The sequence below is a fragment of the Bradyrhizobium sp. 199 genome (assembly GCF_023073355.1).
Classification (GTDB): Bacteria; Pseudomonadota; Alphaproteobacteria; order Rhizobiales; family Xanthobacteraceae; genus Bradyrhizobium.
Genome location: NZ_JADPJI010000008.1, coordinates 19,851 through 36,611, shown reverse-complemented (window position 1 = coordinate 36,611; position 16,761 = coordinate 19,851). Strand labels below are relative to the sequence as shown.

Below are 16,761 nucleotides of genomic sequence, written 5' to 3'. Positions count from 1 at the left end.
TCCGGCCCTGGTGAATGCATTCGGGAACCCATTGATTGCTCTTGTCCTCCCGGGCCGACGGGATAGGATTGTCCCGTTTCTTCAAAGTCATTTTACCCAAAGGTCCTTCGATGAGCTTAGACGCCCCGCGTCCTTTCAAGAGCCGTCTGGACGTTTCCCCCCGCCATCTGCTGGCACTTGCAGTTCTGCTCGGGTCCACCGTCTCCGCAGCCGCGCTGACAAAGGAAGCGGCGCTCGAGAATTGCAGGATGACCGTCGGCCGGCCGATCGTGCAGGCGTGCATGCAGGCCCAGGGAGGTCGCAAAGCCGGTGCCGATATCGAGGGTTGCCGCGCCAAAGCCTCGCCCCAGGTCAGGGCCTGTATGATGGCGGCGCTGAATGCCGCCAATGGCCGCGCCAATGTCGCGGTCGAGATTCCCAAGGAAACGGCACCCAAGATCGAGGCTGGTGCGGCGCTTCCCAAGGACTTCGTTGCGCCGCCGCGCAGCATCGCGGACATCACGGCGATCCTCGATGGCGACAAGCCCGACGAGAAGATGATCACAGAATTGAAGTCGGACGCCGGCGCCGCGCCGACCGGGAAGGAGTCTCGCCAGGATCTCGCACAGTTCTATTTCGATCGCGCCAATGCGCGCGCGCAGCTCGGCAGGCTTGCCGAAGCAATGACTGACGCCGACAAGGCTGCAGAAGCCGGGCGCGGCGCCGTCAGTCCGAATATGCTGGGGCGGATATTGCAGCTTCAGTCCCTGCAGCACGCTCTCGCGGGCGATCCGAAGCGGTCACTCGAGATCATGCAAAGGCTCTTGCGCGAGTCGGCCAGCATGCCGGGCGCCAAGGGATTGCAGTTCAGCACGAACCGCGGGATCGCGTCCGCCCTCGTCCAGATGGGCGACGTCGCACAGGCGGAAGCCTATCTCCGTCGCAGCCAGACCGCGATCCAGGAGGCCCGCACCAGCGGCCATCCCAATTGGCGAGCGTCTTATGCCAAGTTCGGACAGAGCTGGGAAGGCGAGCTGGAGCTCGCTCGCGCCTTGATCTTCGAGGCACGCGGACAGTTCGCCGACGCCGAGGCTGCCTATCGCAACGCCGAGCTGCGCAAGCGCTCAAGCACGAAGGCCATCATGGAATCGGACAATCCGCCGGCCGAGACCATTCTGCTGCAGGCGATCGACGGCACCGTTTTGAACCAGGCGCGCATGAAGGCGAGGCAGGGCAGGCTCGCCGAGGCCGAGATCGACGCGCGCCGCGCGCTGCTCTCGCGCCTGAAGGATACCGGCAAGTACAACTCCGTCACGCCGCGATTCGTGATGGGGCTGGCGGGCATTCTGGTCGATCAGGGCCGTTACGAAGAGGCCGAGAAGCTCGGCCGCGTCGCCCTCGAGATCAACAAGACCGTAGGTGTGCCGGAGGATTCACAGGCGACGGTGCAGCTGCTGTCGCAGCTCGCCGGCATCCTGTCGCTGCGGCGTCAGAACGCCGAAGCGAGCGCGATGTTTGCGCGGATCGACCATGCAGTTTCCGGCTGGGAGCCGCAGCGTCGCCAGGTGTTCGAGCTCAATCCGTCCCGGATCCTGTCGCTCTATAATTCCGGTCAGTTGGATGCAGGCATTGCCGCGGCCGAGCAGCTCGTGAAGAAGCAGGTCGCCCGGGTCGGAGAGAAACATTTCGATGCCGCTTCGGCGCGGGGCACGCTGGCGGTCGGGTTGATGCGCGCCCGGCGCGATGCCGATGCCATCAGGGAATTCAAGGCCGCCATTCCGGTCATGGTGGCGAGCGCCAACGAAAACGCCGATGACGAGAACACGACCGTGGTGGCCGCGCGTAGCCAGCGGCTGCAGACCATCGTCGAGAGCTATCTGCTGTTGCTCGGCAGGGCGGAAGGAGCCGGCAAGGACGTCGGCGACGAGACGTTCAGCCTCGCCGATGCCGTCCGCGGCCGCTCGGTGCAGCAGGCGCTCGCTGCCTCGAGCGCGCGTGCGGCGGCAAAGGATCCTGCGCTCGCCGAGCTCGTGCGCAAGGAGCAGGACCTCACCAAGCAGGTCAACGCACAGCTCGGCACCCTCAACAACGTGCTCGCGCTTCCCGCGGCGGAGCGCGACGAGAAGGGCGTTGCACAAATTCAGGCCTCGATCGGGGCCTTGCGCGGCCAGCGCGACAAGGCGCGTCAGGAGATCAAGCAGAGGTTTCCGATCTACGCCGATCTCGTCTCGCCCAAGCCGCCGAGCGTCGCCGAGATCCGCGCGACGCTTGCCGACGACGAGGCCATGCTGTCGTTCTATTTCGGCCAGAACGGCAGCTTCGTCTGGGCCGTGCCGAAGTCGGGGCCGGTGGCGTTCGCCGCCATCCAGGCCAAGATCGGCGACATCGAAGGCAAGATCCGAAAGCTGCGCGAAGCGCTCGAGCCGCAGGCTGCGATGATCTCGGACATTCCGCCCTTCGACCTCAAGCTCGGCCATGAGCTCTACGAGCTGTTGCTCAAGCCGGTCGAGAGCGGCTGGAAGCCGGCCAAGAACCTGATCGTCGTAACCAACGGCGCGCTGGGACTGCTGCCGCTGTCCCTGTTGCCGACGGCACCGGCGGAGGTGGCCGCGGACGAGGATCCGCTCTTCATCGGTTATCGGAGCGTGCCGTGGCTGGCACGAACCCATGCGGTGTCGACAGTGCCGTCGGGGGCGGCTTTGCGGACACTGCGGCAATTGCCGCCCGGCAAGCCCGGCCGCGGCGAGCTCGTCGCCTTCGGCGATCCCTATTTCAACAGCGATCAGCAGGCCGAGGCGGAAGGCGGCGGGCAGAAGGTGCAAGTCGCCGACGCCAGCGGCAACGTCACGCGCGGCGGGCCGCTGAAGCGGCGCAATAGTCCGAAGCTCGACGGCGTCGACAGCGCCGAGCTCGGTCTCTTGCCTCGGCTGCCCGACACGGCCGACGAGTTGAAATCGATCGCGCTGGCGCTGCAGGCAGATCCCTCGAAGGTGTTGTTCCTCGGCAAGAGCGCGACCGAGAGCGCGGTGAAGACCATGAACCTCTCCGGCTTCAAGATCCTCGCTTTTGCCACCCACGGTCTGGTCCCGGGTGAGCTGAACGGGCTGACGCAACCGGCACTCGCTTTGTCGTCGCCGGTGGTGACGGGCGAGGGCGGCGACGGGCTGCTGACCATGGAGGAGATCCTCGGTCTCAAGCTTGACGCGGACTGGGTCGTCCTGTCGGCCTGTAACACCGGTGCCGGCGCAGGCGCAGGCGCCGAGGCGGCATCCGGGCTCGGCCGTGCGTTCTTCTACGCCGGCACGCGTGCGCTACTGGTGACGAACTGGTCGGTGCATTCACAGTCGGCGCGGCAATTGGTGACAGACCTGTTCAAACGGCAGGCCGATGATCCCAGGCTGTCGCGCAGCGAGGCGCTGCGGCAGGCGACGATGGCCCTCGTCGATGGTCCCGGCTATCTCAACAGCGAGGGCAAGTCCGAGTTTGCCTACGCGCATCCGCTGTTCTGGGCGCCTTACACCATTATCGGCGATGGCGGCTTGCGTTGACGAACCGGGGAAGGGGTGCACGGAAAATGAAGCGGAATGTCTTGCTCGGCCTCGTGGCTGCAGGTTTGTTGTTCTCGGGACCATCGCTTGCCACGCCATTGATCACGGAGGAGGAAGCCAAGCTGCCGCCGCCGAAAGGCGCGGTTGCCGTCGATCAGCGCGGCATTATGCGCGGCCCCAAGGTCGAGTTCGTCTCGCCGGGCGACTCGGCGAGCTCACCGCTACCGCTGATATTGAAGTTTCAGTCCTATGGCGGGGCAAAGATCGATCCGGAGTCGGTCAAGATGATCTTCCTCCGGACGCCGAACGTCGACTTGACCCCGCGGGTCAAGCCGTTCGTGAAGGCCGACGGCATCAACATGCAGGATGCGGAGCTGCCACCCGGCGAATACGCGGTGCGTGTCGACGTCAAGGACAGTGATGGCCGTTCCGGCACGACCATCTTCACGCTCAAGGTCGCACCCAAGTGACGTGCCCCTTCTGCCGGGCAGGGACCGGGGAGGGCGCGCTCGTCTGCGCGTCCTGCGGGCGCGACATCGCCGCTCCCGCGACGCTGATCGCAGAGCGTGACGACCTCCTGCGCAAGCGCCAGGAGCTGCGCGACGAGCTGAAACGGGCCAGGGACGAGGCCGAGGCCATCATGAGGCGGGGGCGTTCGCGCTAGCGATGGAGTGTCCGTTCTGCGCCGAGACGATCAAGGACGAAGCCATTGCGTGCAAGCACTGCTCGCGCGACCTGCGCGCGGTGCGGCCGGCCTTGCTCGAGATCGAAGAGATCGTCGCCGATCTGGACAGGCTCAGGCGTGATCTCGACCGGGTCAATGTCCGGCTCGAACGATACAAGAATCCGCTGCGCTATTTCACGACGCATGCGGTGCTCTACGTCGCGATACCATCCCTTCTTCTGGTGGTCGCGCACGTGCTCGTGACCATCACCTTCAACATGTCTCCGATCCCGCTTCGGATTGCGTCCATCGCCATACCGCTGCTGTTCGGATTCGTGGCCTACCCGCTGCACCGGGTTTCGGCCTTGGCGGCCCTGGTGCTGGCGTTTTTGACCGCTTCCGTCAGTGTCCTGTCGATGTTGGTGGTCACGGGGATTCACGATCGTGTTCCGATCCTGCCACAAGCCTGGATCGAATGGCGAGAAGTGTTCGAATACGGCGCCAGCATCCTGCTCGCCTTCGTCTCCGGAAACATTTTGAGCGTCGTGATCTTCCAGGTCCTGCCGCGCGTGCTGACACAGGGCGGCAAGCCGAATGCGTTCGCCTTCCGCGTGGCGCACCTGCTGGGACAACATGTCGGCGAAGAACAACTGCGCCGCCGCGCCCGCTTGATCCAGGATCTCATGCAGACCATTGGGCCGCTGGCCGGCGTTGCCGCGACCGCCGTCGGCTCGATCTACGCGGGATTGAAGGGTCTGCTGGGGTAGCTTGGCCTAACCCCGGAGCGCAGTCCGGGCCAACCGCTGCTTCTGCAGCTTCCGGACAAACTCCTTCAGTGCATCCGCCAGCGGCGCTGATTCGAGGTAGGCGAGCCCGACCTCGCGCTCGACCTTGACCTCGATCTCACGCACGGCGACGTCGGGATTGCCGCGCGCCACGCCTTCCGGGACGATGGCGATGCCGACGCCCGCGGCGACCAGCGCCATTGCCCAGTCTTCCGATTGCGCGATCGCCGCGGTCTGCCTTCGGTGCGACCTGCGGCCGAAGAATTCGCTTTGCTCGCAATGGCAGCGGTCGATCAGCGCAGCGTCAGCGAGATCGGCGGTGCGCAGCTTCTCCTTCAGCGTCAGCGGATGCGACGGCGGCAGGGCCGCGACATAGCGCTCGCTCCACAGCGCGACGAAATGCTCATCGCTGCGCAGCATGGTCTTCGAGATGATCCGCGCATCGGCGCGCTCGTCGCTGGCGACGAGGCGGAGCGCGATGTCGGCGCGCGCGGTGAGTGGCTTGAGCAGTGCGATCGTTCTGGGTACGTCGAGCGTGCGCATCAGGCCGAGCGTGACAGTAGTTCTGGTCGCCGGCTTCCTGAACAGGTTTCGCGCGGCGTCGGCTTCGTCGATGATGCGGCGGGCGAGCGCGTGAAACTGCTCCGCCGACGCCGTCGGCGCGACGCCCTTTTTGTGCCGGATGAACAGCGTGGTGCCGAGCTCGGCCTCAAGACTGGTGATTGCGGTGGAGATCGACGGTTGCGACACGAAGCAGGCGCGTGCCGCGGCAGTCAGATTGCGTTCGCGGTAGACGGCGGCGAAGTAGCGAAGCTCACGGATGTCCATAGGTTATGCCTAGAGATAATATCGATATTCGATATTTTACCTATAGACCAGAGAATGACAAGAATGCCCTGCTCAGACAGGCGGGGACGCGCGATGAAAATTCACCATCTCAATACCGGTACGATGTGTCCGATGGGGCGGCGCCTCATCAACGGCGGCGGCAGCCTGTTCCAGCGCGCCCGCCTGGTCTGCCATTGTCTTCTGGTGGAGACCAATGACGGGCTCGCTCTCGTCGATACCGGCATCGGCCTTGGCGATATCGCAACACCCGAGCGGCTGGGACGGCGATGGCTGCGGCAGACCGCGCCGAGGCTCGATCCGGCGGAGACGGCGGTGCAGCAGGTGAAGGCGCTCGGCCATTCACCCAAAGACGTGCGCCACGTGCTGCTGACGCATCTCGACCGCGATCACGCCGGCGGGGTGCCGGACTTTCCCCATGCCGCGATCCACGTCCATCGCGCCGAATACGACATGGCGGTGCTGCACAAGCCGGCGCCGCCGGAGGCGCGCTATGTCACCGGGCAGTGGAGCCACGGACCAAGCTGGACCTTCTACGAGGACGCCGGCGAGGACTGGTTCGGCTTCAAGGGCGTGCGCGCACTGGGCGACAAGGAGGCCGGCATCCTGATGATCCCGCTCGCCGGCCACACCCTCGGCCATTGCGGCATCGCGGTGCGATCGGGTGATAAATGGCTGCTGCACGCCGGCGACAGCTATTTCCACCACGGCCAGCTCGACCCGTCGCCCCGCGTGCCGTTGATGCTAGGCTATTTCCAGCGCCGGGGCGACATGGACCGGAGCATGCGGATCGCCAATCAGGCGCGGCTGCGCGCGTTGAAGCGCGAGCACGGCGATCGCGTCACAATCGTCAACAGCCACGATCCGGTCGATTACGAACGCTGCCGCTGCGGCACGCACTGATCGCGCGCCCGTCAACGCTGTCCGTCATGCACGGAGATCTCGGATGCCTTAAGGCCGCCGATGCGCGCGTGAGGCCGGCCGCCGGTCGCCATCACGAGTCCGAGGGCGATCTCGTCACGCCGTGGCGTATCCCACAGCGTCATCTCCGCCGTGCCGAAATGGCTGCGGACATAGGCGGCGTGGATGTGGCCGAGCGGCACCATCAGGCGCGTGCCGGGGCCGCCGATAGTCTTCGCGGCCGGGACGATGGCGTTGGGTTGGCCAAGGACCTCGCGCATGCCCTGGCCGCCGGCTTCGTGCCAGACGGCGCCATGCTCGAGCTCGCCGTCCTCGCCGACGATGATGCCCTTGCCATAGGCTTCGATGCGCGGTGCACCGCCGAGCTGCGCGATCAGCTGTGTTGCGAGCTCGCGCCCGAGCTCACGCAAGGATGCCTGAAACGGCATCAGGTCAGGCTCAAACCGGCCGGCGAAGGGATTGCGGATCACCGCAACGGCCGTTCCGACCAGCAGCGGCTTCTCCAGCCGCGGGCCGCGCTCGTGCCAGATGGTCTCGACACCGAGCGCGGTCTTGCGAATGTCATAGGACGGCATGCGAAAGCTAGGCCTCGTCCACAACGGGATTGCTGAGCACGCCGATATTCTCGATCTCGACTTCAACCAAATCGCCGGGCTTGAGGAAGACCGGCGGCTTGCGGGTGAAGCCGACGCCGGCCGGCGTGCCGGTGGCGATGACGTCGCCGGGGACGAGGTCGAAAATGGTCGAGCAATATTCGATCAGCCGCGGGATCGAGAAGATCAGCATCGAGGTGTCGGAGGACTGCTCCACCTTGCCGTTCACGCGCGTTTCCAACTTGAGCTTGGTCGGATCGCCGATCTCGTCCGGCGTGACCAGCCACGGACCGAACGGGCCGGTGCCGACGAAGTTCTTGCCGGAGGCGATCTGCTGGGCATGGCGCTGCCAGTCGCGCACGCTGACGTCGTTATAGATCGAGTAGCCCGCAACGTGGCTCCAGGCGTCGGCCTGGCTGATGTGACGGCCTCCCTTGCCGATGACGACGGCGAGCTCGCCCTCCCAGTCGAAATTGTCGGAGACTTTTGGCCGGATCACCGGCGCGTTGTGCGCAACCTGCGAGCGCCAGACCCGCAGGAAGATTGGCGGAAACTCGGTGATCTCGCGCTTCATGCCGAACGCGACGGCTTCGTTGTGGTGGTCGAGATAGTTGCGCACGGCGCAGACGATCTTCTCGGGGCGCGGGATCACCGGCAGATATTTGACGTCGCTCAGCGCGATCGTGGGCTTGTGCCCGGCGACGATCGCGTCGCGCTTTGCGTAGTCATCGCTGCCGAGAAAGTCGGCGAGCGTCGGGTACTGGGGCAGGGCGCGGCCGAGATCGACGACCGCGCTTTTGACGACGGCCCCCCAGCTTTCCCGATTTCCATCCAAGAACGACAGCAGCTTCATGGTTTCGCCCCAAGGTTTCTCGATTTTCGATCTTCTGCATTATTTTCGAAAATCAGGCACAACGCAAGCCCGCCGCGCGAAAATGCTGGTGAGGCCTATTCGGTATCCAGCAGGTGGGCGGCGTACGTCGCGACGTTGTCGGCGGTCGAGCGGATATGGGTCTCGATCAGTTGCACGGCGAGATCGGCATTGCGCGAGATGGCGGCCTGCATGATTGCCTGGTGCTCGCCGGCCTTGTCGCGCGGGCGCGGCCGGAAGTTGGCCGATAGGTGCCGGTAGCGCTCGGCGCGATCGAACAACTCGGCGCGAATGGCGAGCAGCGTCGCCGAGCCACAGGCGGACACCAATGCCTGGTGGAACTGGCGATGCGCGATCTTCCATTCGGGATCGCGCAAGGGATGTTCGGGGTCACGCTGCTCGATCCGCTTCAATCTATGCAGTGTCGAGATCACGGCAATTTCCCAATCGTCGTCGCCCCGCGCGATCGAGCGGCGGATCAACTCCACCTCGATCAGCACCCGCGCGTCCGTAACTTCCACCAGATCCTGGCGGCTGACCGACGCCACGCGAAATCCGCGCTGCTCCTGCGCGTCGACCAGGCCTTCGGCGGCGAGTGCGGTCAGCGCCTCGCGCAGCGTCGTGAAACTCGCGCCGAACCGCTCGCGCAGCACGTCGAAGCGCAACGGCTCGCCGGGCGGCAGGCCGCAGGCGATGATCTCCTCCCGCAGCCGGTGCGTGATGTCGGCGGCGATGGTCTTGCCGAATTCCTTGCGGGGGCGGATGGCGCTTTCGGGCATGGGGCCTGTCGCTGAATCGATGCCTCAACATGCCGCGCCAACGACCATCTTGCAATAATTTTCGTAAACGGTATGATTTTCGAAAATGCGCGTTTGGGAGGTCGGAGATCATGAGGGCGGTGCTGGTGCGTCAGCCGGGTGGGCCGGATGCACTCGAACTGGTCGAGCTTCCGGTGCCTGTGCCCGGACCCGGCCAAGTGCAAATCCGGGCCGAGGCGTTCGGGGTCGGTCAGCCCGACGCCCTGATCCGGCGCGGCGTCTACAAGTGGATGCCGCCGCTGCCGGCCAATCCCGGCAATGACGTCGCAGGGCGTATTTCTTTGCTGGGGCCTGGAGTCGAGGGTTTTGCCATCGGCCAGAAGGTGCTGCTCAGCGCCCGCGATCTGTCCCAGCGCGGCGGCTGCTATGCCGACTACGTGGTGGCGCCGGCCGACGCGGTTCACGCGCTGCCGGATAATGTCGACCTGCAAGCCGCCGTGTGCCTGTCGAACTATCAGGTCGCCTACGCACTGCTGCATGAGTGCGGCCATCCGCGCGCGCCGGGAAGCGTGCTGGTGATCGGCGCAGCCGGCGGCGTCGGCACCGCGCTGGTGCAACTGGCAAAACTGGCTGAGATGACCGTCATCGGCACGGTCTCGACGGAGGAGAAGGCCGCGTTCGCGCGAAGCAACGGCGCCGATCACATCATCTTCTACCGGCGCGAGGATGTGGTGGCGCGAACCAGCGAGCTGACCAGGGGCGAGGGCGTCGGCGTCGTGCTCGATCACGTCTGCGGCCCCGAATTCACCTCCTATCTCGGGGCGCTCGGCAAATGGGGCACGTTGCTGTCCTACAACGCATTCGCCGGATTGCCGGAAGAGAATTTAATGGCTGCGATGCGCAACCATCTCGACATCTGCCCGGCGATACGCTGCTTTTCCTTCCACATCTACGACCACGACCGCGACGGCCGCCGCGCCCTGATGCGCAACGTGATCGAGGCGCTGAGCCGCAACGCGATCAAGCCGGCGATCTCGGCGGTGCTGAGGCTCGACGAGGTCAGGAAGGCTCACACGCTGCTGGAGCAGGGCTCCGCGCTCGGCAAGATCATCATGATTCCATGAGGGGATGGACCGCACGATGAGCACACAAGCACCCATTGCACGCTTCACCCGACTGCGGCACGCCACCTTCGCCTCGCCCGATCCGGAGCGGCTGCTCGACTATTATCGCGGCGTGATTGGACTCGGCCTGGTCGGCCGCGACGGGAGCCGCATTTTCCTCGCCAGCGATTCCGAGCAGCTCTCCCTCGTGATCGAGCCCGGTGACGCCGCGCTGAAGAGCATCGCCTTCGAGATATCGCCCGACGTCCAGTTCGAAGCACTGGGCGCCGCACTGAAGCAGGCCGATCTGCGGCCCGAGCTTCGGAGCGATTGTCTGCCGGGTGTCTCCAGGCTGCTGTCGTTTGTCGATCCCGATGGGACACGCTTCGAGCTGATCCAGGGCTGGACGCCGACGCCCGCGCAGGAGCGGATCGGTGCGCTCGCCATCGGCAAGCTTGGCCATGTCGCCCTTCGTACGCCCGATCCGCGCGCCGCCTCGGAGTTCTATGCCAAATTCATGGGCCTGCGGGTCTCCGACTGGATCGAGGACCGCTTCGTCTTCATGCGCAGCGGCTTCGAGCACCACACGCTGAATTTCGCGCAGGCATCCGGTCGCGGCCTGCATCATTTTGCTTTCGAGCTGCGCGGCCCCACCCATATGCATGAGGCCTGCGATCATCTCGCGCGGCACAAGCTCCCGGTACTCTGGGGCCCGGTGCGTCACGGCCCGGGCCACAACACTGCGATCTACCACCGCAATCCCGATGGACACCTGGTCGAGCTATTCCATGACCTTGACCGGATGGCGGACGAGGAGCTCGGCTACTTCGAGCCGCGTCCATGGCATCGCGATCGTCCGCAACGACCGAAGGTCTGGGTCGGGCTGCCGCGCGACGTCTGGGGCATGGCACCATCGCCTGAATGCACGGAGTTCGCTCGTTAGCGAATTAATTCGATCTGAATAGCGCCGTGCGCGTTGCGGCCAAAGACATAACAATCAAAGGGAGGATGCATCCATGCGGATGAAGCGGCTTGCTGCGGCCATTTTTTTGCTTGGCGGAGTTCTCGCGACCGGGCGGGCGTCGGCGGACAATTATCCGTCGCACCCGATCCGCCTGCTGCACGGCTTTGCCGCCGGCGGTGCGGCCGACGCGCTGTCGCGCATCATCGCCGACGGGCTCTCGAAGAAGCTCGGGCAGCCGGTCATCGTCGAGGCCAAGCCGGGCGCCGGCGGCAACATCGCCGCGGACGCGGTCGCCAAGGCAGCGCCCGACGGTTACACGCTCGGCCTCGTCACCGGCGCGCATGCGATTTCCGCGGCGACCTACAAGAGCCTCGCCTACCAGCCGGCAGACAGCTTCGAGATGATCTCGACGCTGGTGTACTACGCGCTGGTCATTGCGGTGCGTAACGACTATCCGGCAAAATCACTGGGCGAACTCATCACCATCGCCAAGGCAAAGCCCGGCTCGCTCAGTTTCGGATCGGTCGGTTTCGGCAGCACCCATCATCTCGCGGGAGAATTGCTCAACGCAACCGCCGGCGTCGAGATCGTGCATGTGCCGTATCGCGGCGATTCTCAATCCGTCACCGCGCTGCTCGGTGGAGACGTGCCCGTCATCGTCGGCACGCCCGTTTTGCTGGCCCCACAGATCCAGAGCGGCGCGGTCCGTGGTCTGGCCGTAACGTCGCCGACGCGCACCGCGTTGCTCCCGGATGTCCCGACGGTTCAGGAAGCCGGCCTGAAGGGATACGACGTGCGCACCTGGGCAGGCCTGTTGGCCCCGAAGGGAACGTCTCCCGCCATCATCGCCGCGCTCAATGCAGCGACGCTGGACGCACTCGGAAACCCTGACATCAAGCAGCGCCTGGAGACGGCCGTCGGCGGCGAGGTCCGCGGCAGCTCGCCGGCGGAAATGAAGAAGCTGATCGAGACCGAGATCGCGAAATGGATCGGCGTGGTCGAGCAGGCGAAGATCCCGAGGATCTGAACCGGGCTCGCAATGTCGGCGGCGCCAGCTACTCGATGACCTTGTCGGCCATGATCAAGACGTTTTCCGGAATTGAAAGGCCGAGCGCCTTTGCGGTTCGCAGATTGATCGTGAACACGAATTGGGTTGGCTGTTCGACGGGGATCTCAGCAGGATTTCCACCCTTCAATATGCGATCGACATAGTGCGCGGCCTTGACGAACAACGGCAGGATGTCAGGACCGTAGCTCATGAGCCCGCCCAATTCCGTGTAGCTGTTGACCTGAAAAACTGAAGGCAGGTGGTGCTCCAGTGCGATCGAAGGAAGCAAAGGTCTGATCGGATCGGCAAGCACATAGACCACGTCGCAGCCGGCGGCCTTCATGTCCTGATAGGCCTTCTTCACGTCCTCCGGGTCTGGTGCGATATAACGATCCGCCGAGATCCCGATTTTCGCCGCAGCATTGCGGGCAACCTCGAAGAGCGCGGGGTGGGTCGGGTTATTGGACGTCAGGACTCCAAGTTTGCCCACGCGTGGGAAGACGAGCCGAACGATGTCGAGCGTCTTGGCGGTGAGGTCGCCGAACATGTTGGCGACGCCCGTGATGTTGCCGCCGGGTTTGGCGAAGCTCCTTATGAAGCCGGAGCCGATCGGATCGGTCGATGGCGACATGACGATTGGGATGGTCGATGTGGCCTTCTGCGCGACCGCGACCGCCGGAGTGGCCTCGGCGACGATGACGTCGGGCTTCAACTGGAGAAGCTGCTGCATCAGTTCCGGAAGCTCGGAATAACGGCCATTCGCGTCGCGAACATCGAAAACGAGATTCCTGCCCTCCTCGTACCCGAGCGATCGGAGTGTATCCCTTATGACGGGAGCCGTGGCCGAGCTTCTCCCGGACACCAGGTAGGCCACGCGCCAAATCCTGGATCGTTGCGCAACCGCCTTCTGCGTTGCCAAACCCAAGCAGCCGGTAAGCACCACGCGACGAGAGATTGTGCGATGCATGACGTTTGCTCACGAACCTGCAGGAACGTGATGCTAACATGCCGCTGGAATCCCGCCAGCGGCTTTTAGAGCCTCCACGAAGTCCGCGTCCGATAAGCCAACGGCGCCCGCAGCCGTCTTCCTCCCGGTCTATCGCGCTTCGACCACCTCGCCATCTTCCTTGACGAACCGGCCGACCGGATGCTCCAGGAGATCGATGACCGCTTCCGAGGGCCGGCACAACCGAGTACCCTTTGGCGTGACGACGATAGGACGGTTGATCAGAATCGGATGAGCGAGCATCTGATCGATCAACTCGTCATCGGTCCATTTGGGATCGTCCAGGCCGAGCTCCTTATACGGTGTTCCCTTTTCACGCAGCAGTGCGCGGATCGGAACGCCCATTTCCGCGCTCAGCTCCTTGAGAGTCTCCCGGGATGGCGGCGTCTTCAGATATTCGACCACGACGGGTTCGGTGCCGCTCTGCCGGATCATCGCGAGCGTGTTGCGCGAGGTGCCACAGGCGGGATTGTGATAGATCGTGATGGTCAACGAGATGTCTCCCCAACTGGAACAGGGCCGCGTGCTTGCGAGGCGCCGAGCAGCCAATTCATCAGCAGCATGCCGATGAACGCACCGCAGAGCTCTGCAAGGATGAACCTGCGCAGGTCAAGGGGTGAACGCCGGCAACGTGGACGTCTTATTTCGAATATTCTAGAAAAATAGTTGACGGTCGGCACGATGTGGAGCATCATCCCCGGCATGAAGATCGACGACGCAGCAGCACGGCTGGAAGCTCTGGGTAACCGGACCCGGCTTCAGATCTATCGGGCCCTCGTTCGGGCCGGGCACGCAGGCATGCCGGTCGGCCGCTTGCAGGACAAACTGAAGATCCCAGCCTCGACGCTGTCCCACCACATCAAGAGCCTGGTTTCGGTCGGGCTCGTCAGCCAAGTGCGTGAGTCCACCAGCCTGGTCTGTCATGCGAACTATGACACGATGCGGGGCCTGCTTGATTTCATGGCGGCAGAGTGTTGCGCCGACGAGGCCGAATGCAAGGGCACGCAAACGGCGGCCTGATTTTTTTGCCGATTTATTCCATGATTCTAGAAAAATGGGAGAAGTAAAATGAACGGGAAGACGGTTGCGATCATCGGGGCAGGGCCGGTTGGTCTGGCGGCGGCAGCGCACGTGCTCGAACGCGGCATGTCTCCCATCTTGCTCGAGGCCGGAGGTGAGGCCGCCCACGCGATCCGTCAGTGGCAGCACGTGCAGCTGTTCTCGCCCTGGGAATACAACATCGACAAGGCGGCGGCGCGCCTGCTCGCGCCCACGGGGTGGAATTCGCCAGACCCGCAATCCTATCCAACCGGCGGCGAGCTGATCGAGCGCTACCTCGAGCCGCTCGCAACGCGAACGCCGCTGCGTGAGGCGATCCGGACCTCGAGCCGTGTCACGGCGATCAGCCGCGCCGGCTTCGACAAGACGAAGACGAAGGGCAGGGAGCAGGCGCCATTCGAAATCCGCTATCAGAACGGCAAAGGCCCGGAGGTGCTGCGCGCCGACGCCGTCATCGACGTGTCGGGCACGTGGTTCTCGCCCAATCCTGCCGGAAGCAACGGCTTGCCGGCGATCGGCGAACGCAAGCGCGCGGACCGCATCGCCCACGGCATGCCGGACCTGCGGGGCACACATCGCGCCAGATATGCCGGGAAGACCGTCGCCGTGCTCGGTGCGGGTCACTCCGCCGTGGGCACGCTGATCGATCTCGTGCAACTCGCCGAAGAAGCGCCCGGTACCAAGCCGGTCTGGCTCTTGCGCGGCACCGAGCCCGCAAAGGCCTTCGGTGGTGGCAGCAACGACCAGCTTGCCGCACGCGGCGAGCTTGGCTCGACCTTCGCCGCGCTCGTCGCCGCCGGCAAGATCGGGGTCGAGACCGGATTCGGCGTCACGCATTTGTCCGACGCCGAAGGTCGCCTCAGGATTTCGGCCGGCGCCTGCTGCGGCGCGCGCAGCGTGATTGCAGATGAGCTGATCGTCGCGACGGGCTTTCGTCCGGACCTTTCATTTCTGTCCGAGCTGCGGCTTCGGCTCGACCCGGCCATCGAGGCACCGGTCGCGTTGGCGCCGCTGATTGATCCCAACGAGCATAGCTGCGGCACCGTTCGCCCCCATGGCGCGCGCGAGCTCGCGCATGACGAGCCGGACTTCTACATCGCCGGCATGAAATCCTACGGCCGGGCGCCGACCTTCCTGATGGTGACCGGCTACGAGCAGGTCCGCTCGATCGCGGCCGACATCGCCGGGGACAAGAAGGCCGCAGCGCGGGTCGAGCTGGTGTTGCCGGAGACCGGTGTGTGCACGCGCGGTGGCGTGGAACAAGGCGCTGCTTCCGGCTGTTGCGGCGGTCCGGCCAAGGAAGATGCCTCGGCGTGCTGCGCCGCCGACGAGACGGCGAAGAAGGCGGGCGCGTCCGGCTGCGGCTGCTCATGACGCAGTTGCGATGCGTAGTCCGAGCGGCAATTTGGGTTGTGATCGTTCCGCCGACGGATATCGCCGCTACGGCTGCGGAGGAAAACGATCGAACGTCGGCAGTTCGTGCGCGTGCGCCATCCAGCGCAAGCGCTCGGCGACCTGGATGTGCATCGTCGCCGGGATCGCATCGGGATCGTCATTGGTGGCGCTCTGCACGTCGATGATCCCAGGCATGCTGGCGTTGGCATAGAACAGGCCGGTTCCGCAGTCGGCGCAGAAGTGCCGCCGCACCCGTTCCGAAGACCGGTACATCTTGGGCTCGCCCTTGGTCACCCTGACGGCATCCTCCGCGTACATCGTCCAGCCGACCACCGGGGCGCCGGCGTTCAGCCGGCAATCCCTGCAGTGGCACAGCGCGTGCACGATCAGCTCGCCTTCGATTTGATAACGGATTGCCCCGCAGTGACAGCCGCCGGTGATGGTGCTCATGCGTTCCTCCCGTTTGAGAGCAAGTTTCGCAGATCGATAGCTCTCGAAAATTGTTGCTTCAACAGCGCAATCGACTTGCGATTGCGGCCTACTGTCGCCTGACAGCTGCCGCCATCGTTCGCCGCCCCATCGCTCAGCCGAGCGGTCGGCCGCAAGCTCGCGCGTGGCGCGCTAGCTCGGGCAGCGCGCCCTGGCCTGGAGTCTGCAACGTCAGTTGTCCACACCCACGACACGCAGTATCGAGCGGCACGTCCGACCTACTAGCTATCGATAATTTGCCAATGCCGTCGGCCTCGCCTTGATGGCGGCATGGGCATCAAATCACGAGAGGTCATCTGGGGCGGCCGGATCATGGGCGCGGAGATTTCCGCCAGGCACGCCCGCGAACAGGCGAGGGGGGCGATCCGCGAGGCTGATCGGGCGGAAGCCGAAGCCTGGTCGGTCCGAATGGAAGGTTACGGCGGTCCCTCGCAGCCGTCGCCGACGATCGCGCAATGCCTCAACGGCGGCATGGGCTGGCTCGAGGTCGAGTGCAACAGGTGCAAGACGCGTGCGAGCCTGCCCCTCGATGCGATCCGCCGCCCGCGCGATACGCCGATCTGGAAATTGGAAGCGTCCCTCAAGTGCCGATCATGCCGAAAGGGACGGTCCGCACCGCCTGTCCACATGATCAAGCTGACGGAGGCGCAAAGCATCACGCCCTACAAATGGGTGCACCCGACCGAGGAGCGGTAGGATCGAGGAACAGAATCCGGAAGTGCAGGCATGTCC

At 64.7% G+C, this 16,761-nt stretch carries 18 protein-coding genes; 11 read left to right on the top strand and 7 right to left on the bottom strand.

The window, feature by feature from the left end; translation table 11 throughout:
* Positions 1-110 precede the first annotated feature (110 nt).
* The 4 genes from IVB28_RS22680 to IVB28_RS22665 are packed head-to-tail and all read left to right on the top strand — an operon-like array spanning position 111 to position 4,958.
* Positions 111-3,527 carry a CHAT domain-containing protein gene (locus IVB28_RS22680; protein ID WP_247529169.1) on the top strand — a complete coding sequence of 1,139 codons (3,417 nt, stop codon included), beginning with the start codon at positions 111-113 and terminating at the stop codon, positions 3,525-3,527.
* Between the two features lie 26 nt (positions 3,528-3,553).
* Entirely contained in the window at positions 3,554-3,997 is a 444-nt protein-coding gene (locus IVB28_RS22675) for an Ig domain-containing protein (protein ID WP_247529168.1), read from the top strand.
* On the top strand, positions 3,994-4,191 hold the full coding sequence (locus IVB28_RS22670; protein WP_247529167.1) for a hypothetical protein: 198 nt from the start codon (positions 3,994-3,996) through the stop codon (positions 4,189-4,191). Before IVB28_RS22675 ends, IVB28_RS22670 begins: the two co-directional genes overlap by 4 nt.
* A 2-nt stretch (positions 4,192-4,193) precedes the next feature.
* Positions 4,194-4,958, top strand: coding sequence for a hypothetical protein (locus IVB28_RS22665; RefSeq protein WP_247529166.1), 765 nt, complete (start codon positions 4,194-4,196; stop codon positions 4,956-4,958).
* Between the two features lie 6 nt (positions 4,959-4,964).
* On the opposite strand, the gene IVB28_RS22660 is transcribed toward IVB28_RS22665, so the two are convergent.
* Positions 4,965-5,804, bottom strand: coding sequence for a LysR family transcriptional regulator (locus tag IVB28_RS22660; RefSeq protein ID WP_247529165.1), 840 nt, complete (start codon positions 5,802-5,804; stop codon positions 4,965-4,967).
* A gap of 93 nt (positions 5,805-5,897) precedes the next feature.
* Between IVB28_RS22660 and IVB28_RS22655 the strand changes: the two genes are divergently transcribed.
* A complete protein-coding gene (locus IVB28_RS22655; RefSeq protein ID WP_247529164.1) occupies positions 5,898-6,725 on the top strand; it encodes an MBL fold metallo-hydrolase in 828 nt (275 codons plus the stop codon).
* An 11-nt stretch (positions 6,726-6,736) separates the two neighbouring features.
* Here IVB28_RS22655 and IVB28_RS22650 read toward each other — a convergent pair whose 3' ends face one another.
* The 3 genes from IVB28_RS22650 to IVB28_RS22640 form a co-directional block, all read right to left on the bottom strand.
* Positions 6,737-7,318 carry an amino acid synthesis family protein gene (locus IVB28_RS22650; RefSeq protein WP_247529163.1) on the bottom strand — a complete coding sequence of 194 codons (582 nt, stop codon included), beginning with the start codon at positions 7,316-7,318 and terminating at the stop codon, positions 6,737-6,739.
* A gap of 7 nt (positions 7,319-7,325) precedes the next feature.
* On the bottom strand, positions 7,326-8,189 hold the full coding sequence (locus tag IVB28_RS22645) for a fumarylacetoacetate hydrolase family protein (protein ID WP_247529162.1): 864 nt from the start codon (positions 8,187-8,189) through the stop codon (positions 7,326-7,328).
* Positions 8,190-8,284: 95 nt separating this feature from the next.
* Positions 8,285-8,986, bottom strand: coding sequence for an FCD domain-containing protein (locus IVB28_RS22640; protein WP_247529161.1), 702 nt, complete (start codon positions 8,984-8,986; stop codon positions 8,285-8,287).
* A gap of 110 nt (positions 8,987-9,096) precedes the next feature.
* Between IVB28_RS22640 and IVB28_RS22635 the strand changes: the two genes are divergently transcribed.
* The 3 genes from IVB28_RS22635 (at position 9,097) to IVB28_RS22625 (ending at position 12,059) form a co-directional block, all read left to right on the top strand.
* Positions 9,097-10,089 carry a zinc-dependent alcohol dehydrogenase family protein gene (locus IVB28_RS22635; RefSeq protein WP_247529160.1) on the top strand — a complete coding sequence of 331 codons (993 nt, stop codon included), beginning with the start codon at positions 9,097-9,099 and terminating at the stop codon, positions 10,087-10,089.
* Positions 10,090-10,105: 16 nt separating this feature from the next.
* Entirely contained in the window at positions 10,106-11,011 is a 906-nt protein-coding gene (locus tag IVB28_RS22630; protein WP_247529159.1) for a VOC family protein, read from the top strand.
* A gap of 73 nt (positions 11,012-11,084) precedes the next feature.
* Positions 11,085-12,059 (top strand): tripartite tricarboxylate transporter substrate binding protein, encoded by a 975-nt coding sequence (locus IVB28_RS22625; protein WP_247529158.1) that lies wholly within the window; start codon positions 11,085-11,087, stop codon positions 12,057-12,059.
* Positions 12,060-12,087: 28 nt separating this feature from the next.
* Here IVB28_RS22625 and IVB28_RS22620 read toward each other — a convergent pair whose 3' ends face one another.
* Positions 12,088-13,047 carry an ABC transporter substrate-binding protein gene (locus IVB28_RS22620; protein WP_247529157.1) on the bottom strand — a complete coding sequence of 320 codons (960 nt, stop codon included), beginning with the start codon at positions 13,045-13,047 and terminating at the stop codon, positions 12,088-12,090.
* Between the two features lie 129 nt (positions 13,048-13,176).
* The gene (arsC, locus tag IVB28_RS22615; protein ID WP_247529155.1) at positions 13,177-13,578 is read right to left on the bottom strand and encodes an arsenate reductase (glutaredoxin); all 402 of its coding nucleotides are present in this window, start codon (positions 13,576-13,578) and stop codon (positions 13,177-13,179) included.
* 210 nt (positions 13,579-13,788) lie between these two features.
* On the opposite strand from arsC, the gene IVB28_RS22610 reads away from it, so the two are divergent.
* Positions 13,789-14,106: a metalloregulator ArsR/SmtB family transcription factor gene (locus IVB28_RS22610; RefSeq protein WP_212081320.1), complete on the top strand. Its 318-nt coding sequence runs from the start codon at positions 13,789-13,791 to the stop codon at positions 14,104-14,106.
* Positions 14,107-14,154: 48 nt separating this feature from the next.
* A complete protein-coding gene (locus IVB28_RS22605) occupies positions 14,155-15,519 on the top strand; it encodes an NAD(P)-binding domain-containing protein (RefSeq protein WP_247529153.1) in 1,365 nt (454 codons plus the stop codon).
* Between the two features lie 66 nt (positions 15,520-15,585).
* Here IVB28_RS22605 and IVB28_RS22600 read toward each other — a convergent pair whose 3' ends face one another.
* Positions 15,586-15,990 carry a GFA family protein gene (locus IVB28_RS22600; protein ID WP_247529150.1) on the bottom strand — a complete coding sequence of 135 codons (405 nt, stop codon included), beginning with the start codon at positions 15,988-15,990 and terminating at the stop codon, positions 15,586-15,588.
* 309 nt (positions 15,991-16,299) lie between these two features.
* Between IVB28_RS22600 and IVB28_RS22595 the strand changes: the two genes are divergently transcribed.
* Entirely contained in the window at positions 16,300-16,725 is a 426-nt protein-coding gene (locus IVB28_RS22595; RefSeq protein ID WP_247529148.1) for a hypothetical protein, read from the top strand.
* The last annotated feature ends 36 nt before the right edge of the window (positions 16,726-16,761 follow it).